A 21551-nucleotide genomic window follows, 5' to 3' on the forward strand; every position below is an offset into this window, starting at 1 on the left:
TAAGAATTTAGAATTAACAAGAACAACTAGAAAAGATAGTTTTAGTTCTACTTTTTTGTGCAGTTTGATATTTTATTTCTAAAAGTTTATTCGTATAGATTACACTTGGCAAGAGTTAGTGTTATTAATTAGTGATACAAGCGAAATTATAGCATAAGGTGTCAAGGATATTGGTTTGAACAACAGTTTGTATTAATCATGGATAAGAATATTCATCAGTCCTAAAATAATAATTTATTCTAAACAAATCGTGTGATTATCAATTAATTGAAGTCTTCGATCATACATCCTTAATTAATTAATCAAATTTAATGTTAGTCGTTTAATAGCACATGTCAATTATATCCAATACATATGCCAAGAATACACCATACTTGGTAAAAAGGCATCACAATACAGAAACAAGTTAGTATTTGAGATGAAAACTATTTCCATCAATTAAAGATATACTCTTTCAAAAACATGTTTTACATCATATATGGCCCGTTTATTCGAAGCCATCTCTTTTTCGTTTTATAATCTCCCATATTATCAGATACTAATTTCCAAAATCTATGTGAATGATTACGTTCAATCAAATGGCTTAATTCATGCAAAATAACATATTCTATCACGTCTATTGGAGCTTTCAATAAATGGATATTCAGGTTTATAATATTACTATGGGTAGCGCTACCCCAACGACTTTTCAACTTTTTTAATAATACCTTTTTTGGAGTAACATTTAGAATTTGCGAATATCTTTCAATCAAGGGATTAAAAATAGATAAAGACATTCGATATAACCACTCTTCATATAATCGTTTAATATTGTTTTTTTTAGTATATATGATGAACTGGTCATTTGAAAACTCGAGCAAAGAAAGATCATATTCAATAATCTTTAACGGATAGTTTTTCCCTAAATAAGGTAAAGTCGAATTAGTACTATATGTTGGCACTTTAATTGTTATATAAGGGTTATTTTGTTCACATATTCTTTGCTGGATCCAATTTGCCTTTCTTGTAATCAAAGACTCTATTTCCTGAATAGGAGTTGTCATGGGCACCTTTAAACTGACGAGGCCGTTAACTACTGAGATTTCACTTGTTTTTTTTCTTCTGTACGAGCGTATTACATGAAATTCCAGAACTTTGTTGTTATAAACTATTTTATGACTCGAGGATGAGACTAAAGGAGAAGATGAGCCTAAAAATTCCGACATGTTATAATAATAAGCAGAATACGAGTCTTCATTTTATAAATTTACAGATATAAAAGCAAAAATATCAAACAGTGATCCGCGTTAATAATAACAATAGAAACAAAATTCACCATATTCTTGATTAAATATTAGCTTCAAGAAGTTAATATTTCTGGATGACGTTTTTTGATCTACAATCTCGAATCATCATTTAATGGCAAAGGCAATGTACTATGTGTACTGATTGCCAATGGAACTAAAGAATTAAATAAAATCTAGTATTGATTTTTGGGACCTTTTTTTATTAACGTCAATTCGTGATAAATTTGAAACCTTAATTCCCAATTTTCGTATATAACTAGGATATATTTTTCTCTTTATTGAATTATCATTATTTGTTTTAACCTTCATATCCTCAAAATTGAACCGGTCTAGTAATAGTTCCATGACAGAACAAATACTATTTCTTGTTCTCTGATATGATGGAAAAGTGAATTCACGAGTTTCGATTGAAAAATTAGTCCTCACTAGCTTTATTCCCACAGTCTTGAACTCATAACCCTTCCTCTCCAATCGTTTATGAATATCATCTGCAAGACTAGTAAGAAGGATTTTGAGAATTTCGTCTCTGTCATTAATTGGTTCCAACAAAGTTTCTTCTGTACTTAAAGAGATGTTATCTCCTCTTGGTATTACTGGATCATTTTCTTTGCCGTTAGCAATTTGCCACATCCAAAGTCCATGTTTTTTCCCAAACTTTTCCAAAAGTATTTGAACGTCAGTTTGAGAGAGATCACCTATTGTATTAATACCCATATCTTTCAAGGTTTTAGCGGTTTTGATTCCAATACCCGAAACTTGATCGACTTTGAGTTTTGATAAAAAGGTCATAGTGTTTTGAGGGTAAACTATAGTAAGACCATCAGGTTTTTGAAAATCTGAAGCAATTTTTGCAACCGATTTGTTGTTTGCCACGCCTATAGAACTCATTAATCCGTTACACTGTTCTCGTATGGAATTTTTGATTTTTAGTGCGTATTCTTCCACTAAGGATTTACGTTCACTAGCGGATGAATGTTGATATGGTGTACCGGGCTGAAGTTTCGATAAGAAAATGGGATTTAGAATAGATTCTTTGTTTTCATTCATAGTCTCTTTGGAAAAAGATTCATCAAGCTGACCAAAATTATGTTGTGAAGATTTTTTCTGTTGCAACGTCATTAATTTCTTTGTGCAATCTATGAAAGCTTCGTCTATACTCGTTTGCTCAAGCACGTCTGCGTATTCTTCTAATAATCGCATAACCTGTTGAGATATAGAATTATAATACTCTTTATCAACAGGTCGCAATATTAGGCCAGGACAAAGCTCTTTGGCTCTTGACAGAGACATTGCCGACCTGACTCCAAATTTTCGAGCTTCGTAGGAACAAGAAGCAACTGCACCTCTAGTTATGATTTCACCTTCCTTCTCAGGAGTCATTATTACAGCATGAGGCTTGCCTTTCAAGGAAGCATCCCTTAATTCTTCACATGCAGGGAAAAAGGCATTCATGTCTATATGCATCACAACTCTGCCTGACCATATCAAGGAGTCATTTTGGTCTTGTTGCATGGGTTCGAGATTAATGTCAGAATTCTGCTTTAATGACACTAGTTTTTGGAGCAATTTGGCAATGGGTGGATTTTTAGTAATCATGATAGAATAGTCCAAGGAATCTATAGGACAGTTTGGGCGTTGTTTGTTTTCCATCGCTTTTTGTATTATCAAATCCAGATATCTAATGGCTGTTTGCTTATTGATGTAAGAACCACCAAAATCAAGTAAAATGAAATTAGAAGTAACTGCAGGATAATAGTATTGATGTGTTGAATTGGACCAAACAAATGATGATTTGTATTTTTTTAGAATATTGTATGTTAATTCTTGATACCAATTACTACGTTTATGAAAATCAACTGCAACGGAATATCCATGATAGGCACACTTTGTCAAAGTTTCTTCAAGCCATTTACGGCCATTATTTTGGAGAGATACGTAAGACGGAGGAGACAAAATAACTACAAGAATTTTTTCTTCAATTGGATGCAAATCTTCCAAAAAACGTCCAAGTAGGTCACGATGATTATGATTGGTATTAATATTAGGTGGAGAAACAAATGGAGAGGAAGAGGGAGAGGAATAAGGTATAGCAGTTTTGTCTATAATTTTCTGAGGTATCCGTATAGAAAAACGAAAATTGTCTGGAGTATCATCTAACCATTTTTTTAACAGATATGAATTTGGCGTATAAGCACTATTTTCAAGATCTATATGAACAAAATTAAAAACATTTGAGTAGTATGAAAGATAGTTCGCAGGATCCAATCCATCTGGATAAAAGTTCTTTGCCCATGTTTGACTTTTCCAGCCGTCGCATCCTATATAGAACTTCATTAGATTTTCCTATCCTTTTTAATCAAATTAAATCGAATTCTTTAATCAAAGTTTCTATCTCAAAATTTTTGATTCAAAAAAAAATTGAATAATCAACAAGAAGCAAAACCGAATCCATTTTAAATATGATAATAGGTAGCAATAGCCACCCAAGGATCTTAATTCTCAAGAATAAATTAGATAATAAAAAGATCGTCGGCAGATAATAGAGTTTGATTCAATTATAAAAAATAGTAGAATTATCTAATACTAATTTGATATATAATTAAGTTATATAGTATTCTTTAAAAATTTTAATAACATATATTCTTGTTAAAAAAAATACGAGTCAAATATTGCAGACTAAATTATCTCAATTAAAATATTCTTTAGTTTTTATGACTTTGTTAGCTAGTTTAACTTCAGTGTCTGTCTTGTCTAGCCATGAGTATATTGTACTTGCTACCAAAAATAACAATGATCATTTGGATCAAATACAATCGGGATCACAAAACTCAAAGTGCGAAGCAGGAGAAGATAACAACAATTCATGCAATAATATCAGCATAAGTAGACAAGGAGGTGCGAGTAATGATAATGATGACAGTGGTAGTGGTAGTGGTAACATAGTACAAGTATCCAAACAAAACTCAAAGTGCGAAGCAGGAGAAGATAACAACAATTCATGCAATAATATCAGCATAAGTAGACAAGGAGGTGCGAGTAATGATAATGATGACAGTGGTAGTGGTAGTGGTAACATAGTACAAGTATCCAAACAAAACTCAAAGTGCGAAGCAGGAGAAGATAACAACAATTCATGCAATAATATCAGCATAAGTAGACAAGGAGGTGCGAGTAATGATAATGATGACAGTGGTAGTGGTAGTGGTAACATAGTACAAGTATCCAAACAAAACTCAAAGTGCGAAGCAGGAGAAGATAACAACAATTCATGCAATAATTTTAATATTCAGGAAATGATCGAAGACAAATTGAGGATGATAAGCGGCAGCAGACCATAATGTCCAAAAATACTTGAGCATGAGAAGAGTCAATTGCTCATAATTCCGAATATTACTCAGCTTTAGATCTTTGATGACGACTAGTTGTATCGTTAGCCAGTTTATGGCGAATTTTTAGGGAATATGATTCGAGTATAAGTAGATACTGTTTAATGTATATTATTGTCCACTTTATCATTCTTGGTAGCGATCTTACTTTGAGATATTCTAAAATAGAAAAAGTAAATAAACAGTAATTGAATATCGCATTTTTATTATATTTTTTGTTTAGACTATAATCAAAGCCATTCAAATCTCAATCGGAATAAATTATAACTATTGAGGTAACAGATATGCAAATCAGTGATTGCAATGGCTGCAGTTAAATAAATTTAGTTTTCTTTGTTTTAGAGGGGCATTAACAACAACAAGTATGGATTTGTCAAATTATATGAGGATCAATTGGCTATATGGATTCAGCAATTAATCCCAAATTGAGAAATACCTTAGTTTAATACATGTTTAACACATTCTATAGCGTGTAGAAGAAAACGAAATCAGATAAAATATTGATAGTAAATCAGATTCGTACTATCTACCGCTAGAATTATTCACTTGACTGTCGTTAATTAATTCAGTCGAAATTGTAACCTTTCCATCGATTTTCCACTTTGCACCTGCCTGATGTTTACCATCTGAACCCCCAGCTCTCTGGATCTCGATTTCCACATCGTCAAAAGTATAGGTTACTTGAAGATCCTTTCCCGTTAACTTGTCAATTATCTTAGAAATCATATCAGACCATTCTGACAGATGTTCTTTTGAAGTGCCTTTAGATTGATCAGAAGTGCTATAAGTATTTCCACTATCACTAGTGTTAGTAATTTCACTCATAAATAGTCATAACTATTATCGTTTAAATAGATATCACTCAAGTTCAAGGGCTCTGTTCAGTTAACAGGTTTTAATTCCTTGTTGTGATAGTCGACAAACAGGTTCAACCAGTTTTTTACGTGTTTTAGTTTGCAGTTCTTTAGCCTGCAGGGAAAGTAATCATCGAAACTTTCAGTTCTGTCCTTGATATACTGCATTGTTCTTTCAATCAAGTTTTTTTCATAGGAGGAATGGAGATGGTGTTCTAATTTAAGGAATTGACAAGCCATGGGATACCAAGTACCACCATCTGTTGAAACTGGATGCTTTCCATAGTCTCTGACTATGTTTGACAGAAACCGTTCCGCAACAAACATGTTTCTCTCCTTAGAAATGGATAGTGAGAGAATTTCCTTACTTTTCGCATCTATTGCAACCCATAACCACGTGTATTCTGAACCAACCTTAAGCAATGTTTCATCTACAATGAATTCACATATCCTTCTTTGTTTTGTCTTGATAATCTTAGGTTGGTACTTTTGAATCCAGTTCCAGATAGTGACATGATTTCGTTTGATACAGTATGATAATCTTTCAGATGTTTTCCTAAGAGAAAGACCTGAAAAGTACAAATGTAAGCCATAATACACATACCTTGAAGGTGTTCTGTTTCTAGTATTCATAAAAGAGATAGGACATCTTCAAGCTATAGACTTGACGCTAAATGAACAGAGCCAGTTCAAGTAATTGATTTTCTATTCCTCTTACTTCTCTTTCTGGGTTATTTTGGATCAGTCACCTCGAATAGAAATGGAAAGTACATAAATCTCAAAATACAGTTGAATTTTCGCCTATCATCTGGTTCTTTGTTAATCTTAATGGCAGTATAGTTCCTGATCTGGATTTATAAGAAGGAACACCTAACCCAATAGCCATCATTGTCGCCATTTGTTTATTGTTGGGACAAAAAAAGTCAGTTACCTCATCATCATAGAATGTAGATCCTGATGCTCCTATACCACAAGCATAGGATAATAGATATATTTTTCCTGCAATTATGCCTGATTCTAACTGAGCAGCCCGATAACCTCTGTTTCCAAGAGTGCCAAGTACATTTCCCAAGTCGGCCATTAGAAAAATTACAGCACTTGCGTCGGCAAATAACGATTGGTCAAGACAAAGGTGGCCTGAAAAATCTTTTGTAGGTCTTTTCCTTAAGAACTCGAGACATTTTGAATATTTGTCCAAATAGTACCCCCCGCTTTCAAGTCCTTCCACAGAATTAATCAAGATATAATAATCAATCAGTCCGGAATTATCTGCTTTATAATCCACTGGGATATTTCCACATGATTGAGAAGAGTTCAATAAAATAGACGAGAGAACCTTAGATGGGATAGAGTCGTTTAGAAAGTTTCTTGTAGATCCTCTTTTCAGTATTACTTTACCTATACTTGTTACACTATTGTAGTCTATGAGATCTTGAGCAAGGTAATACCTTGTGAAATCATTTGATTGTTTGTTTTCTTTCAGTTGTTGATTTTTTCCCATCCAATCGATATGATGAATTTTGGACCATGATGCCACTTCCTTGTTATCCAATAATTTTGAACTATCATAGGCTTTCCATATTTCAGGATAAAAAATCTCCCTGGAAGATAAGGGGTATATATTGTGGGAAATTGGCTTCACAATTGTTTGGTCTTGAGATAAAGTCGTCTCCTGAATACGATTGCCATTTTTCTTGTTGCTGCTAGTAAGTGTATGATCAAGAGAAGCAATTACGATTGATGCTTCTTTATGGGTTTCTAGCCCAAGCAAATTGTTAACCTTATCATCTATGAAATCTAGAGTCAAGCGAACATTTAGATCCATAGAGTGGCCAACAGCTAGTAAGTTTGCAATGATAACCCCTGCATCCCAAAACCAATGTCTGTATGATCGTGATTGATACTTCCATGCATTTCTCCATGCATCGGAGGTAAATACTAAGGATATAGCAGAATTTGAAATACTCACGTTATTTCCAGCAAAAGAAGATAAAACATTTCTATAATCTCCGGAACGGAGGGGAACTAAACTAAATTCACCTGGGTTAAAATGATAAACTCCAGCATCCAAACTTTTGTCAGTTAAACTATCACATACAAGGTACACCTCTATTGGATAAAGTGCCCCTGTAGCAGAAGCTGCACGCATGTAATAAGATGTAGAACCATACTTCATATGTCTAGTAATTCCACAAGAAAAAAACAACAGGGATGATATATCGGTCAAACTTATGGATTTTGGATTATGGTTACTAGCGATTTCAACGTCGTTTGATTCGGTGACGACAGGTTTTTCTTTATTATTTATAACACCTCTAATTGCTTTGATGGCATTCATGGACGGAATAGGAAAATTGGCTGCAAGCGGACGAGAAGTTAAATCAGAGTATATCTTGAACGGGATTGGACGATTATTCCAGTCCAAATAATGACCAGAGTTCATTACATTAATTTGAGAATGTTTAGTCTTTTCATGATATTTCAGCGTATGTTCGATTTTTTTTATTCATGCTTTGTCACTATTTAAGGTTCTGAAATACTTAAACAAAAGGTAATTAATTGAATTCGGTAGGTAATAATTTGTTTCATGCAAAAAATATTTGATTTCGATAACATGGATGACTAAGATCGACATATGTCATAAAGGATAATCCTGCAATAGTTACCCAGCACAAAAGATTTTTTCATGAACCAGGATAACTAGATCACAAAAGCAAATCAAGGTATTAAGAAATCAGATATCAATATATTAGTCAGCTAGCGAGGTGACCAAATAACTATTTAGTATGACGAATTATTAGTAATATTATCTATCTCTATCTGTTTATAGAAAATGATTAAAGGATAATTATAAAAAAAATAGTTACGGGTGCTTTATTTGCTTATTGGCTACTATTTGATCCTGCTGACAAAGCATTTGATTGGTTTTCAGATTCAACATATTGCTCTCTTTCGAGGCCTGTTCCTAACGAGTTATTCTCAGGAGCAATTGATGTGTTATTTGTCAATAGTTCTTGGTTCCCTGAAGTCAGAGCCTGTAACTCTTCAACAGATCCGATATCTGATTGATTGGATGCGCCACCGCTTGAGGCTGATTGATTGGATGCGCCACCGCTTGAGGCTGATTGATTGGATGCGCCACCGCTTGAGGCTGATTGATTGGATGCGCCACCGCTTGAGGCTGATTGATTAGTTTGGTTGTCACCCATCATTCCACCGGTTAGATTACTAAATGCTTGACCTATCTCCTCAATTATATTTTGTCCATATGCCACTTGAGATACTGGAATTAAAATTACAGAAAGTAGCAATAAATACAGATACTTCATTAATTTGACTTGTACATAATAATTTAAATAGATCTACTTGACCCAAATTTGCAACGCAAGCTATTAATTATCTGATCGAGTATTACAGAGCTCAATTTTGCAGAAAAAATCCAATGTACCGATTTTGTAATTTTTAACGCATGTGACTACTACCCTTATCTTTTTTCTGTCAATCAGATACGTTTTTCTGCGCTATAATTTTTGTAGGTCGAATTTTGACTATGAATTCACCCGTTACAGCATTTCTTTTTCCATATCTTTCAGCATTCTCTTTTCCCATGCAGCGTTCAGCAATTCGAGTAGTATACTTTAAAAGTTCTTATTCATCAGGAGATTGATCAATTTCCGCAATACCATTAACAATGACAAATGAATAAGGAGGAGTTTGATCGTCAATACATAATGATACTTGAGGATTAAGAAGCAAATTTCTTGCCTTTAACGACTTGCTCCAAGTTGTAAAAACAATTATAATATTACTAACGTCTTGATTAGACTTACCATCAACCACAAACCAGACAGGAGCGACATGAGGTTTCCCCCTAAGACTTGCAGAGGAAATTTTCGCAGTCATTGTCCCGCTAGTTAAGAAGTTATAGATTTCCTTTTGGTTCATATTTGTCATGATCCAATTTACCTATGACTATCAGATTACTTAAGAATTCGACTATTACTCCTGATCCGTGCATACTGAAATCCGGATTCTAAATTTCTAGAGATCAATAGAATTGCGAGAAAAGAAGAAGTCTAGTATCTTAAAGGAACATATGGTTCAAATTCCACGATGAAGATCTCCCCCAAAAAAGCTTGAAAACTTATTATTTTTATGGCGAATGATTGGACACATCAACAATAAACAAATATAATATAACACTATTGTGAATTGTTATACAATGGAAATATTCTGTCAAACATATACAAATTATTTTTACCGTTTTATATCTAGTCAAATAAGTTTCGATTAATATTCTAGTAACAAGTATCCAAACTATCATATAATTAATTTCGACTATAGATTTTGATCAAAATGAGTAACATAACAAAAAACTATAAGGTCGGAATATTTACGATGTTTATTGCAGCAGCCTTAATTGGTTCAGTAGTAGCCCTAGGTGATAACTATGCATACGCTGGCGGAAAGAAGAAACACAATGATGCAGAACAAGAAATTGAACAAGGTCAAGCAAACAAACAGAACTCACAGTGTGTATCTGGTGAATTCACAATAGCCGGATGTAACAACGTTGGATTAATGTTCCAAATTAATGAAGGCAACCTAGCATTAGGTCAACAATAAATTTTTTTAGTTTTAGATATATCCTCATATTAAGATCATTCATTCTAAATAAAAATTACAAGAGTAAGGTTTCTACTCGTACTATTTGACTAATCTATACTCGGACTTATCAAATTTCTTTCTAATCTTGTGTATTTCAAACAATATTTCTTTTTGAGTTACTGGATTTCGTATTTCTTCTTCCAAGGCCTTATACTCGTCTTCAGATTTTCTTACTATGACGGCTACAAATATATTGATTACAATGAATGGCTCTGTTCAGTTAACATGTTTTATTTCATTGTTATGATAGTCTACAAAGAGCCGCAGCCAATTCCGTACATGCTTTAACTTGCAGTTCTTTATTCTACAAGGAAAGTAATCATCGAAACTTTCGGTTCTATCCTTGATATATTGCATCGTTCTTTCGATTACACTTTTCTCGTAAGAGGAATGAATATGGTGATCGAGTTTGAGAAACTGACAAGCCATGGGATACCAAGTCCCACCATCTGTAGAAACTGGGTGCTTTCCATGAACTTTGATCAAATTAGAAAGATATCTTTCTGCAACAAACATGTTTCTCTCTTTGGATATAGAAAGTGCGAGGATCTGTCTGTTTGCAGGCTCTATCGCCACCCAAAGCCAGATGTATTCTGACCCTACCTTCAACATTGTCTCGTCTACAATATATTCTAGAATTCTTCTTCTTGATGCTTTCAATTTTTGAGGCCTGTATTTTTGAATCCAATTCCAGATGGAGACATGGTTTCTTTTATACATCTGAGACAATCTTTCCGAGGCTTTTCTTAAAGATAAACCTGAAAAGTACAAATGTAAGCCATAATACACATACCTTGAAGGTGTTCTGTTTCTGCTAATCATAAAAGAAATAGGACATCTTCAAGCTATAGGTTTATCGTTAAATGAACAGAGCCCAATGAATGTACCTACCACTATAAAACTGATAAAGAAGAGAACATACAAAGGATTGGCATGCATTGCAGGGGACATTATTTCTACCCAACCCTCCCCCCAAAGTCAATATTTGAAACAACGTAAAAGCCGATCTAGGAAGCAAATTCCAATGTTCCGGATCAATGGATTTGAATAAATGATATCCTGTACCTGTAATACTATAAATGAAGAACAGTAATGATAAGAGTAAAAAGATATTTGCTATGTATGGGATCGATTTTATAATAGTCATCGCCACAACTGACATTTCCTTTGATCTACTACAAAGTCTCATCACTCTCAATAGTCTTATTAGTCGAGCAACAGTGGAATAATTCACACCTAAGGGCATTGACGACAACACTATTAATAGAGAAATCCAAGATGTTCCGACCGTTTTTGAAATAAGTAGAAAAGCCAGGACAGGATGTAGAGATTTTTAATGCAGCTTCAATAATGTAAACTACCAGTACACCTGCGCTTATTGCTTGAAGTACGTCGTAGTAATTATTAAAAGCAGGAATCGTTTCCTATACCAACACAGCTGCTTACGCCAGTATGACAACAGTTATAGGAATATTAAAAAAGAATATTAACTATTTTTCTAATAGAATTTAACAATTCATACCCCGCTATTTGTTTGAAAAAAATATTTTTAACTTTGGGTCAGAGAAACTAATGTGCAATAATTAGGCCTTTACATAAGAACTAAATAGGTTTTAATAAATATATATTGTAAAGTTTTGAAGTTTTTACCGTGACTACCATCTTTTCGCTCAATAATCTTAATTTGTTTAAATTTCATACTGACCATCATATTAGAAATTTAAAGGCTAATTGGATAATTCATCAAAATCAATCTTTAAATGTGTTCGTTTCAACTTTGTGGTACATGTACTAAATATTCTTCATTTATATTCTACGAAGAAAGCCTTGAATCCCCAGACGAACAAAGAGACAGTATCATGCAGCAAGGTTTGTTTCTTTAGATATATAATATTTCTTTATTTGTTTTCATGCAAAGATAAAACTATCCTAACTGAAAATTGCAGCTCCTGAAGCAAAACATGTCATAAGGATATTGTTTCATAATTCATAGTATGTAAGATAGGATTGATTTATCGTGTTGAAAGTCAAAAAATAATTATGAAATCTCATCTTAATAATACCTCAAAAATAATTATGTATAGCAATTCATAAATAGAATAAGGACAAAATAATTTAAAGGTCTTTTTCATGTATGCCTTCAAAATAGCATCATGATTAGAGCCCCTCAAGGGCTCCATATTTTAAATAGAGCATGACTTATGCTTGCCAGAATGATGTATCCTAATTTATGAAGATTAGTAAACAAATATACTCATCTAATCATAGTCTATGGAAATGCAAATTTAGAAAAAAGGAACCCAATTGATTGAAAGAATATGGGATCGATTTAAGTTGAATGCGAAATAAGAATCTTGTATGGTCTAAATAAAACAGCATACTAATTCCAGTATAAATATAGACAAATTAATTATCAGTCCAGGCACCTAGAGTTCCCAAAAATAATTATGGAAAGTATGTATGTATTGAACCGCTTACAAGGATGTCGCAAATATTCCTAATTACATAAAAACGAATTGATTAACAAAAGGCTATTTCACTCAGATTCTATGAAATCAGATTCAGAGTAGTTATAAATGTATAAAAATGATATAGCAATTTCTGTTATAATATCAGAGATTATCAACGAGATTCTTATTTTAGTTGTTTGTATATGATATGTTGTGAGCACAAAGTTATACAAAAATCCTATCCCAACTGTCGATGCGATAATTCAAAGAGAATCAGAGATCTTACTGATAAAACGAAAAAAAGATCCATTTAAGGATATGTTGGCATTACCGGGTGGATTTGTTAACGAGTATGAAAAAGTTGAGGAAGCTATAGTCAGAGAAGTAAGGGAAGAAACGACTCTCGAAATTAAATTGGTGGAGATTTTGGGTGTTTACTCAGATCCGAAAAGAGATCCACGTAAACACATTTTGACAGTAGTTTTTGTAGGAGAGACGGTAAACAAAAACGCCAAGGCAGTGGCAGCTGACGATGCAGCGGCAATATCTTGGCTCGATCTAGAATTTATCGACAACCATTCATTTGCTTTTGACCATAGGAAAATTATCAATGACTACATGAAGTGGAGGATTAGTCATAGTACTTTTTGGTCATCAAAAAATTGATTCAAGTATCATATTTAATAAATAAGTCAATAAAGGTTTCAATGCAAACATGATTGTCAGGCACTCTATGGCAGTAGTGAGAAAAATAAACAATTCCCAAAAGTCCGTTGGTCGAGAGAATAAATAAAGGTAAACACACACACAGCAATCCAAGTAGATAATGCGCAAGTTTATCTACAAGTAAAATCGAAAATAATTGCTTTAGAATAACTTTATCTACGATTTTATTAAAAATTCATAAGCCTTGTTTAGGAAGTCATAAAAAAAGATAGGGCATCTTTTCTGGGTGGCAACTATTTATTTATAGTAACACATGGTTTTAATATTAAAATTTACTGTATATACACAATGTTCTCTGCAGTATATATAAGGGATCGGGCACTGACACTGTTCCTTAGGTACTCATTGCTTGGTAAGTTTATCATCTTTTCTTTTTGATTACTCATTTATAGTAATATAGAGATAACACAAACTTTTATCCAAAAGCCAACACGACAACAACAACGGTGCTGTTATTTTAAATCAAGTTGCTCTGGTTCGTCCTAATAATTTTTTTATTAAACATTAATTTGAAGATATGGGGAAAAATATTAGACTAATTATTAGAGTAATCGTACCGATACAAATATTAGAAATGGATTGAGACAATATTTTATTAGATATTTTATGTAGAAACTAAGTTATGTAGGACAAAGCAGAATAACCTAACGGTTAAATAGCTTGATGACATTTTTTGTTTGAGCTTGAATAATTTCGATATTTATTCAAACAAATTGAGTATTTCGTTTGACAGCCATCTAGCAAATCTAGATGATGCAATGAAAACGCTATTGATAAAAATAAGAGAGTATGTATTTTCCCTAGGCGATAACATAATCGAAGAAGTCAGACCTCATAGAATTGTTTATGCAAAATCACTAACTTTCAGATACTTCGTAGATATTTATCCGCGCTCAACTGATCTAATAGTCTCGGTAAGAAGAAACAGAAAAGAACCAAGCGAAGAATATACCATTCATAATTACGAAGAATTACAAAAGATTAAGAAAATAATCTTTGCAGCCTATGAGAAAATATAACTTGATTGTTCAGCACAGTTGCTTTGATTTGAAATTTAAATATTGGTTATAAAACTAATCACAATGCAGTTTCGCATGGATAGTGATTGAAATAAAACAATGTTCCTGACTCAACCGTAATGGATTTGTCTGATCGGTAAACATGAGTTTACCGTATCTCAAGTACCCAATTTTGGTCCATCATGTACAAGGACTGAAATTTAAAGAGAAATCTATATGGATGAAGATAAAGAAATCATGAAAAACACAGTGGAGCAATGTTGCAGGAATAAGGAGATCTAATGGCGAAATTGCGATATATATGATAAAATCTGATAGTTACGAAAGGGTATTACCGATGGATACAAGTTCTAAGGATGAATTTAGATTGCAAACAAATAGAAATTAGGGCCCAAAAGAATTTAAGATATATGTTCCTAACCATTGTACCTTAATAAAGGTACCATGTTTATATTTTGTCAAAAAAGTATAATATTAAGATTGGAAAAAGAATTGGACGAGGACTCTAACCAAAAAACCACTATATTAAATCTATTCAACTCGGGTTTGGAACCTGAAACTATATCGCTCGAACTGGACATAGATGAAAATACAGTTAGAAAAATAATCAATAAAGAGATAAATACAAATAAAGATGTTAGAGCAGGAAACAACAATATCTCTAATTATCTTATGAACAAATTTTATTTAGACGCAATAATAGACATTGATGCCATAATCAAAGAATCTCAAATCAGGACATGGAAGGCACTAAAATCAAAACCCGAACTGAATATTATAGTTAAAGAAACCCAGAGTATTTTGGAACGACATGCCGAATCCAAATTAAAACTAGTCATATTACATATTGATTTGGTAGGATCTACCAAAATGGCTTTAACCTTACCCATTGACCGCCTGACTACAATAATAAGAGCTTTTGCCCAAGAAATGACAAAAATAGTAGCAATGTATGGCGGGTATGTCCTAAAATACATTGGGGATGCAGTTTTGGCATTCTTTGTTATAGAAGATACAGGTTTTAAAGAACAGTCTGATAACGGGAATAAAATGATCATAAATAGAGAAATAGATGACTGGAGACAAGATATGAAAAAAGAAACCACAGAAAAAGGGTCAAACAACAGCGACATGTTATCACTTCAGTTTAGTAACGGTATTAGTTGTGCTTACACAATGATTAGACTAATTCAGGAGGGAATAAACCCCATACTCAACCAATATGACTATCCTGAACTCAAGGTGAGAGTTGGAATAGATTATGGGGAGGTTGCAGTGGTACAATATGGTATAGATATTTACGAATTTAACAACGTGACTTTTAAAACACCACATCTAGATTTAATAGGGTATACAATTAGCGTTGCAGTTAAGATGACTTCGCTTGCGGAGCCAGATCATTTAGTTATTGGTCAAAAACTTTATGATCATTTAAATGACGATTTAAAAAGTTCCTTTAAGAAACTACAACCTAGTACTGAAATCTGGAGTTATTCTAATGATACAAATGATGGGCTCTATACCATATTTACTAATAACTACTAAAATAATGAGTAGGAGACGCATCCTACAAAATAGATTGAAGTATTCTCAGTCAAGCATCCTTACACAATGAATAAAACCAATACCAATTTTCTTATTTATCAAGCCATTAAATGACAAGAGTATGGGCATATGGCCCCGTAATTAATGATTATGTTATAATCAATCTATGAAAACAAAGAATTCAAAAGTCCAAAACATCTAAAAGTACAAACAAAATAAAAAAAATATTTATTGTTGACCTAAGACGTTACTGCCACTGTTTACCTGATTTTGGAAGCTCTCGTTATCACATGATACGATTGCATCTTTTCCAGATACACATTGTGTGTTTTGGTTAGAGGTCTGGGATTGGCCGATACCTTGGTTAGCAGTGTTTCCGCCTTTGCCGCCTCCACTTTGTGCAGCTGCGTTGTTACCGGTATTTTGTTGGTTTTGTATGCTCGTGTTACTGCATGAGTTACTCAATGAGCCGCCTGCAACACATTGTGCGTTTTGGTTAGAGGTCTGGGATTGGCCGATACCTTGGTTAGCAGTGTTTCCGCCTTTGCCGCCTCCACTTTGTGCAGCTGCGTTGTTACCGGTATTTTGTTGGTTTTGAGTACTTAAGTTGTTACAGGAGTTAGCTACATTTCCACCAGATACACATTGTGTGTTTTGGTTAGAGGTCTGGGATTGGCCGATACCTTGGTTAGCAGTGTTTCCGCCTTTGCCTTTGCCGCCTCCACTGCCACCTTGTTGAGATAATGCATTGCTTCCACTATTGTCTTGGTTTTGAGTACTTATGTTGTTACAGGAGTTAGCAGTGTTTCCACCAGATACACATTGTGCGTTTTGGTTAGAGGTCTGGGATTGGCCGATACCTTGGTTAGCAGTGTTTCCGCCTTTGCCTTTGCCGCCTCCACTGCCACTGCCACCTTGTTGTGCAGCGGCGTTGTTGCCAGTGTTTGTTTGACTCTGTTTGTTTACGTTATTACCAGAGCCGGTTGTATCGCCGCCAGAAACTACAGCACTGTTTTGGTTAGAGGTCTGGGATTGGCCGATACCTTGGTTAGCAGTGTTTCCGCCTTTGCCTTTGCCGCCTCCACTGCCACTGCCACCTTGTTGGGCTAATGCGTTATTGCCTGTATTTGTCTGAGTTTGAGCGTTCAAGTTGTTGCATGAAACGAAGGTTCCTGTTCCAGAAACACATAATGCATTTTGACTTGAAGATTGTGCTTGTCCTATTGCTTGGTTAGCGATATTACCTCCGCTACCACCGCCACCTTGTTGGGCTAATGCGTTATTGCCTGTATTTGTCTGAGTTTGAGCGTTCAAGTTGTTGCATGAAATAAGAGTTCCTGTTCCAGAAACACAAATACCAAGTTGAGTTGCAGATTGTGCTTGTCCTATTGCTTGGTTAGCGGTATTACCTTGTGCAAATGCATCTGAGTTCATAGAACTGGGGCTGATAAGCAGTAATATTGATAAAGTTATTACCGTTATTATCGGCACCCTAATGTTCTTTATTTTGTTAATTTTGTTCTTATTTAGTAAGTTGTTCACAACCATACTGAATTGATTAAATATATTTAATTTGCTGTGATATTGCAATACTCTAATATTCTAATAATTATAGAATATCATTAACTATTTACCAAAGTTCGAATTTTAGTATCATAGAATTATCTTGGATAAAAATAAACTTAAATATTAATCAAAAGTACTAGATTCATGCAAGACATTCATTACAAGACTCGTATGGTAAAAAAGGTAAATAATTATACTAAAGCAATGATCAAAAGCGAGGATGTTTATCAAATTTTGCAAACTATTCCTGCTGGAATGGTTTCTACATACGGGGATCTTGCTAAAGCTCTTGGAAATCCCACAGCTTCACGACATATTGGAAGAATTCTAAGTGGAAATCCAAACCCAATTGTTGTTCCCTGCCACAGAGTAGTAAAATCTGATGGAAACCTTGGAGGGTATGCATTAGGAATTTCAAAGAAAAAAGAATTGCTAGAAAGCGAGGGAGTATCATTTGCAAACGAACATAAAATAAACGATTTCAAAAAAATCAGATTTTGTCCCAAATAATAATAACCAAAATATACCAAATTTTTCAGATTCAAAGTATTTTAAAAAAAGAAAGTTTAGTAGCCTCTAACTCTAATTTTTTCTGAAACTCCTCTTGCTTCTTTCTCAAGATCATTTTTGTATTCTTTTAATAGTTCTACCTTTTCTTCACGAGTGAGAAAACCTCTTGATCTTTGTATTCCTATTGTTCCATTTATGCCTGTATTACATCCACAGCCCATTATATCACCCCCCTTATCCTTATTATCGGACATACGATATAGATAATGTACACCCTATTTAAATATATCGGACATCCAATATAACAATTTGTAGCCATCGAGGTACAAAACTTTTACAAAGTGTGGACAGGTAACTTTATCTATAAATAGGTACAAACCTTTGTAAGTTGTTATTTGTAGTATCAGCTACATATACCCGACCAGCAGAATCTATAGTTATGCTTTCAGGTTTAACAAATTCGCCCTCTCCTTTCCCCTCAGAACCAAATTCAGAAAGATAGGTTCCATTTTTTAAAAATATCTGAATCCGGTGATTATCAGAATCAGTGACATAGAGATTTTGTGATTTATCAAAAGCAATTATTGCAGGATGATTAAATTCCCCAGCGCCTGCCCCTTCAGATCCCCATTGTTTTAAATAAGTTCCATTATTAGAGAAAACCTGAATCCTATTATTTCCGTAATCCGGTACATAGACATTGTCTAAATTATCGACAGCTACGTCCCAAGGCATTTCAAATTGACCGGTGGCATTCCCACTTTCTCCCCAAAAAGTAATCAAGGTACCATTACTAGAGAATTTTTTTATATCATCAAGATCTCTATCTGAAACATATACGTTTCCTTCAGAATCTATTGCAACAACATGAGGATGCATAAATTGAGCTACTTTGTTAGGATCATTTCCCCATGTGTTAATTAATGTTCCATTGCTTGAAAGCACCATAATCCGCCGATTGTTTTGGTCAGTTATGTAAAAATTACCTTGTCCGTCAATTTCACTGCTGTGTGGATGGCTTAAGGAGAGTCCATCTTTGACTAAGTTTCCCCATGAAGTAACAAAATTCCCATTTCTGTCATACTTTTTTATCTCATTTGTTTGGATATCATTTACATATATATTGTCCTGACTATCTGTAATCACACCTTCAGGCTCAAAAATCTGTGTTGAGTTTAAAGGATCAGTTTGAGATGCAATAGTTTTATCATAAATAAATGACAATTTTTTGTTAGATAGAGAATTATAATTACCAGAAGTGTCTGATGTACCATAAGATTTCATAGGAGAGAAGGCAGGATTTGAGATAAAAGATAAAATTATAAAAATAATAAAAACTTTAAATGAAAACATACCCAAAATATGCATCGTATTACGAGTTGGTTTCATCCCACTAAAGAAAACATCTGATTTTAATAAGTTTTTAACTATTTAAAGGAGTATTAGCAGGTTACCAATATTGTTTAAAGTATCTTGTTAAAATAATCAATACAGATTGGCTCATATTCTGATCAGATTAAGGCAACTAATACATGACAATTACTGTTTATGTCACTGTGATACAATTATGATAATAAACCACAGTTTTGTGTGTTCATGTATTGTTTAAGAGATAAAAACTTTTTTATGCCAAGCACGTTAATCATTATGAATAGAGAGATTAGCCGTGAACAAAGGATCTTTTCTTAGTTTTTTTACGGCCAATAATTCGGTTATTATGGCGGCGATCCTTATTATCATAATCCCAATTTCATTATATTTCTACTTGCAACAAGAGACGGAAAGTAGCATTAGAGATAGCATATTTGAGCAACAAAAACGGAATCAAATTGATGCAAGCAAGGCCATTGCAACGCATGTAGAATCAGATATTGAGCTGATAGCATCAAGGCTCCAGGCGTTGGCGAGCTCTCCATCTATTATGGATTGGGACGCCACATCAAATGCTACAAGAACCTTATTGAACGATTATTATAAAATTATTAATTCGAGTACACCTGTGGATAGGTTATTCTTAAACGACAGATCTGGTGTTTCAGTATTGGAAATAGCTCCTTTAAATACAACAAATTATACTGGGGTCAATTTTTCCTTTAGAGACTGGATAAATCAAACGAAAAACACCTTGTCTCCTGTCATCTCAGACATCTATTTAGGATTGGACGGTAAGAATCGAATCGCAATGACTTATCCCATAATAATCAAAAATTCCAGCGGGCTTTTTTACAATGGTTTGGTTGGTGTTGTAATTCCAGTCAACGAATTTTTCAATTTTTATGGAAACATTCACGACATCCAATCTCAGTATTTGTCAGTTTTGGATGATAAATCTACCATCGTAGTCCACCCGATACCTTCACTAGTGGGCAAACCGTTTTTTGAAAGCTTTACTCAAAATCTTACTGGCTATAACAACGATTTGAACACTTTGATTAGAACGGTGACCTCAGGCCAACCACAAACCTTAATTTATGATTTCGTAAATGGAGAGAGACTAAATACAGGGTATCCAGTGTTCATAAATGGTTCTCCCAAATATGCTGTTTTCATAGTAACTCCCACAGCTTCCATATATTCAACAGTTGACGACATTATTGAAAAAGAAAGGCTCCAAATGCTTGCTCTAATTATCGGGATTATTGCGGCGGTATTGCTATTGATATGGTATTTGAATAAGGTAAATACAACTCTTGACAAAGCAGTAAGAAAGAGGACTATTGAATTGGAGGATGTAAATACGAAACTAGAAGTGGCAAACAAGCAAATTAAAATTCATGATGATATGCAAAAAGAGTTTATAAACATGGCTGCTCATGAATTAAGAAATCCGGTACAATCGTTACTGGGGTTTTCAGATATATTAAGAAAATTAAATGCAAGAAATAAGGATAACGATATTGCACATCAATACAAGGATGCTATAGAAGCGATTAGCAGAAGTAGCAAAAGGCTTAAGCGATTAGTTGACATCATATTTGACGTTTCACAGCTCGATAATAATTTGTTAGTCTTAAATGAACAGTCGTTTGACTTAAAAAATACGATACAAAATCTAGTAAATAATTACCAAGCACTAAATATTTTGTCCCTCAATTATAAACGCGAGATCAGTAATAATGATAGTTCCCTGACAAAGAAGCATATTATTGATTTTGACTATTCAGACTATCCGCCAAGTTCTAATTACGTAAGAGGAGATGAATCATACTTGACACAAGTTTTGACCAACCTGATTGATAATGCTATAGAGTTTACTCAAAGCGAGAGCAAGGTGAAGATAAAAATAATCAGGAATATCCATAAAGACAAAGTCATTGTTACAATAAGTGACAATGGATATGGAATTCATCCAGATGTTCTACCACTTTTATTTACAAAATATGTCAAAAAGTCTAAGGGTGGAGCTGGTTTAAGTCTTTACATTTCAAAGAAAATAATTGAAGCCCACGGTGGAGAAATATGGGCTAAAAATAATGAGGATGGAATAGGAGCAACATTTGGATTTAGTCTGCCACTTGAAAAGAACTAGCGAATTTTGCGA

Annotated in this window: 20 protein-coding genes; 7 read left to right on the forward strand and 13 right to left on the reverse strand. The window is 33.8% G+C overall.

The genetic code is table 11. The annotated features are described in order from the left end of the window. Positions 1-467: 467 nt before the first annotated feature. Together NFRAN_RS04350 and NFRAN_RS04355 are read right to left on the reverse strand one after the other, a co-directional pair. Positions 468-1205, reverse strand: a complete 738-nt coding sequence (locus tag NFRAN_RS04350; RefSeq protein WP_134483257.1) for a M48 family metallopeptidase — start codon at positions 1203-1205, stop codon at positions 468-470. 243 nt (positions 1206-1448) lie between these two features. Then, the gene (locus NFRAN_RS04355) at positions 1449-3620 is read right to left on the reverse strand and encodes a DUF72 domain-containing protein (RefSeq protein WP_134483258.1); all 2172 of its coding nucleotides are present in this window, start codon (positions 3618-3620) and stop codon (positions 1449-1451) included. A 404-nt stretch (positions 3621-4024) separates the two neighbouring features. On the opposite strand from NFRAN_RS04355, the gene NFRAN_RS04360 reads away from it, so the two are divergent. Further along, positions 4025-4624, forward strand: coding sequence for a hypothetical protein (locus NFRAN_RS04360; RefSeq protein WP_145988013.1), 600 nt, complete (start codon positions 4025-4027; stop codon positions 4622-4624). Between the two features lie 570 nt (positions 4625-5194). Here NFRAN_RS04360 and NFRAN_RS04365 read toward each other — a convergent pair. The 5 genes from NFRAN_RS04365 to NFRAN_RS04385 all read right to left on the reverse strand — a co-directional run bounded on the left by NFRAN_RS04365 (position 5195) and on the right by NFRAN_RS04385 (position 9480). Beyond that, the gene (locus NFRAN_RS04365; RefSeq protein WP_197731120.1) at positions 5195-5497 is read right to left on the reverse strand and encodes a hypothetical protein; all 303 of its coding nucleotides are present in this window, start codon (positions 5495-5497) and stop codon (positions 5195-5197) included. A gap of 56 nt (positions 5498-5553) precedes the next feature. Next, complete coding sequence (locus tag NFRAN_RS04370; RefSeq protein ID WP_134483260.1) at positions 5554-6159, reverse strand: DDE-type integrase/transposase/recombinase; 606 nt, start codon at positions 6157-6159, stop codon at positions 5554-5556. A gap of 145 nt (positions 6160-6304) precedes the next feature. After that, positions 6305-7969 carry a SagB/ThcOx family dehydrogenase gene (locus NFRAN_RS04375; protein ID WP_134483261.1) on the reverse strand — a complete coding sequence of 555 codons (1665 nt, stop codon included), beginning with the start codon at positions 7967-7969 and terminating at the stop codon, positions 6305-6307. Positions 7970-8408: 439 nt separating this feature from the next. Continuing rightward, positions 8409-8855 carry a hypothetical protein gene (locus NFRAN_RS04380; RefSeq protein ID WP_134483262.1) on the reverse strand — a complete coding sequence of 149 codons (447 nt, stop codon included), beginning with the start codon at positions 8853-8855 and terminating at the stop codon, positions 8409-8411. Between the two features lie 319 nt (positions 8856-9174). Then, the gene (locus NFRAN_RS04385; protein ID WP_197731121.1) at positions 9175-9480 is read right to left on the reverse strand and encodes a pyridoxamine 5'-phosphate oxidase family protein; all 306 of its coding nucleotides are present in this window, start codon (positions 9478-9480) and stop codon (positions 9175-9177) included. A gap of 402 nt (positions 9481-9882) precedes the next feature. Here NFRAN_RS04385 and NFRAN_RS04390 point away from each other — a divergent pair, with 402 nt between their 5' ends. Beyond that, on the forward strand, positions 9883-10152 hold the full coding sequence (locus tag NFRAN_RS04390; protein ID WP_134483263.1) for a hypothetical protein: 270 nt from the start codon (positions 9883-9885) through the stop codon (positions 10150-10152). A gap of 258 nt (positions 10153-10410) precedes the next feature. On the opposite strand, the gene NFRAN_RS04395 is transcribed toward NFRAN_RS04390, so the two are convergent. Genes NFRAN_RS04395 through NFRAN_RS14440 form a run of 3 tightly spaced genes read right to left on the reverse strand, consistent with a single transcriptional unit; the run spans position 10411 to position 11612 of the window. Continuing rightward, positions 10411-11016, reverse strand: a complete 606-nt coding sequence (locus tag NFRAN_RS04395; RefSeq protein ID WP_134483188.1) for a DDE-type integrase/transposase/recombinase — start codon at positions 11014-11016, stop codon at positions 10411-10413. Positions 11017-11053: 37 nt separating this feature from the next. Further along, the gene (locus NFRAN_RS14435; protein WP_145988014.1) at positions 11054-11440 is read right to left on the reverse strand and encodes an ion transporter; all 387 of its coding nucleotides are present in this window, start codon (positions 11438-11440) and stop codon (positions 11054-11056) included. After that, positions 11370-11612 carry an ion transporter gene (locus NFRAN_RS14440; RefSeq protein WP_425321221.1) on the reverse strand — a complete coding sequence of 81 codons (243 nt, stop codon included), beginning with the start codon at positions 11610-11612 and terminating at the stop codon, positions 11370-11372. Before NFRAN_RS14440 ends, NFRAN_RS14435 begins: the two co-directional genes overlap by 71 nt. Before the next feature lie 1245 nt (positions 11613-12857). Between NFRAN_RS14440 and NFRAN_RS04405 the strand changes: the two genes are divergently transcribed. From NFRAN_RS04405 to NFRAN_RS04415, 3 genes are all read left to right on the forward strand, one after another. Beyond that, positions 12858-13310: an NUDIX domain-containing protein gene (locus NFRAN_RS04405; RefSeq protein WP_134483266.1), complete on the forward strand. Its 453-nt coding sequence runs from the start codon at positions 12858-12860 to the stop codon at positions 13308-13310. Positions 13311-14053: 743 nt separating this feature from the next. After that, a complete protein-coding gene (locus NFRAN_RS04410) occupies positions 14054-14389 on the forward strand; it encodes a hypothetical protein (RefSeq protein WP_145988015.1) in 336 nt (111 codons plus the stop codon). Between the two features lie 480 nt (positions 14390-14869). Continuing rightward, the gene (locus tag NFRAN_RS04415; RefSeq protein ID WP_172602114.1) at positions 14870-15934 is read left to right on the forward strand and encodes an adenylate/guanylate cyclase domain-containing protein; all 1065 of its coding nucleotides are present in this window, start codon (positions 14870-14872) and stop codon (positions 15932-15934) included. A gap of 228 nt (positions 15935-16162) precedes the next feature. Here NFRAN_RS04415 and NFRAN_RS04420 read toward each other — a convergent pair whose 3' ends face one another. Then, positions 16163-17368 (reverse strand): hypothetical protein, encoded by a 1206-nt coding sequence (locus NFRAN_RS04420; RefSeq protein WP_145988016.1) that lies wholly within the window; start codon positions 17366-17368, stop codon positions 16163-16165. 276 nt (positions 17369-17644) lie between these two features. On the opposite strand from NFRAN_RS04420, the gene NFRAN_RS04425 reads away from it, so the two are divergent. Next, positions 17645-18010, forward strand: a complete 366-nt coding sequence (locus NFRAN_RS04425) for an MGMT family protein (RefSeq protein WP_197731123.1) — start codon at positions 17645-17647, stop codon at positions 18008-18010. A gap of 56 nt (positions 18011-18066) precedes the next feature. Here the strand turns inward: NFRAN_RS04425 and NFRAN_RS04430 are convergent, their stop codons facing one another. Together NFRAN_RS04430 and NFRAN_RS04435 are read right to left on the reverse strand one after the other, a co-directional pair. Further along, positions 18067-18264: a hypothetical protein gene (locus tag NFRAN_RS04430; RefSeq protein WP_134483274.1), complete on the reverse strand. Its 198-nt coding sequence runs from the start codon at positions 18262-18264 to the stop codon at positions 18067-18069. Positions 18265-18367: 103 nt separating this feature from the next. After that, a complete protein-coding gene (locus NFRAN_RS04435) occupies positions 18368-19294 on the reverse strand; it encodes a 6-bladed beta-propeller (protein WP_172602115.1) in 927 nt (308 codons plus the stop codon). A gap of 382 nt (positions 19295-19676) precedes the next feature. Here NFRAN_RS04435 and NFRAN_RS04440 point away from each other — a divergent pair, with 382 nt between their 5' ends. Further along, a complete protein-coding gene (locus tag NFRAN_RS04440) occupies positions 19677-21539 on the forward strand; it encodes a sensor histidine kinase (RefSeq protein ID WP_134483278.1) in 1863 nt (620 codons plus the stop codon). Positions 21540-21551 lie beyond the last annotated feature (12 nt).

It is taken from the genome of Candidatus Nitrosocosmicus franklandus, assembly GCF_900696045.1.
Taxonomy (GTDB): domain Archaea; phylum Thermoproteota; class Nitrososphaeria; order Nitrososphaerales; family Nitrososphaeraceae; genus Nitrosocosmicus; species Nitrosocosmicus franklandus_A.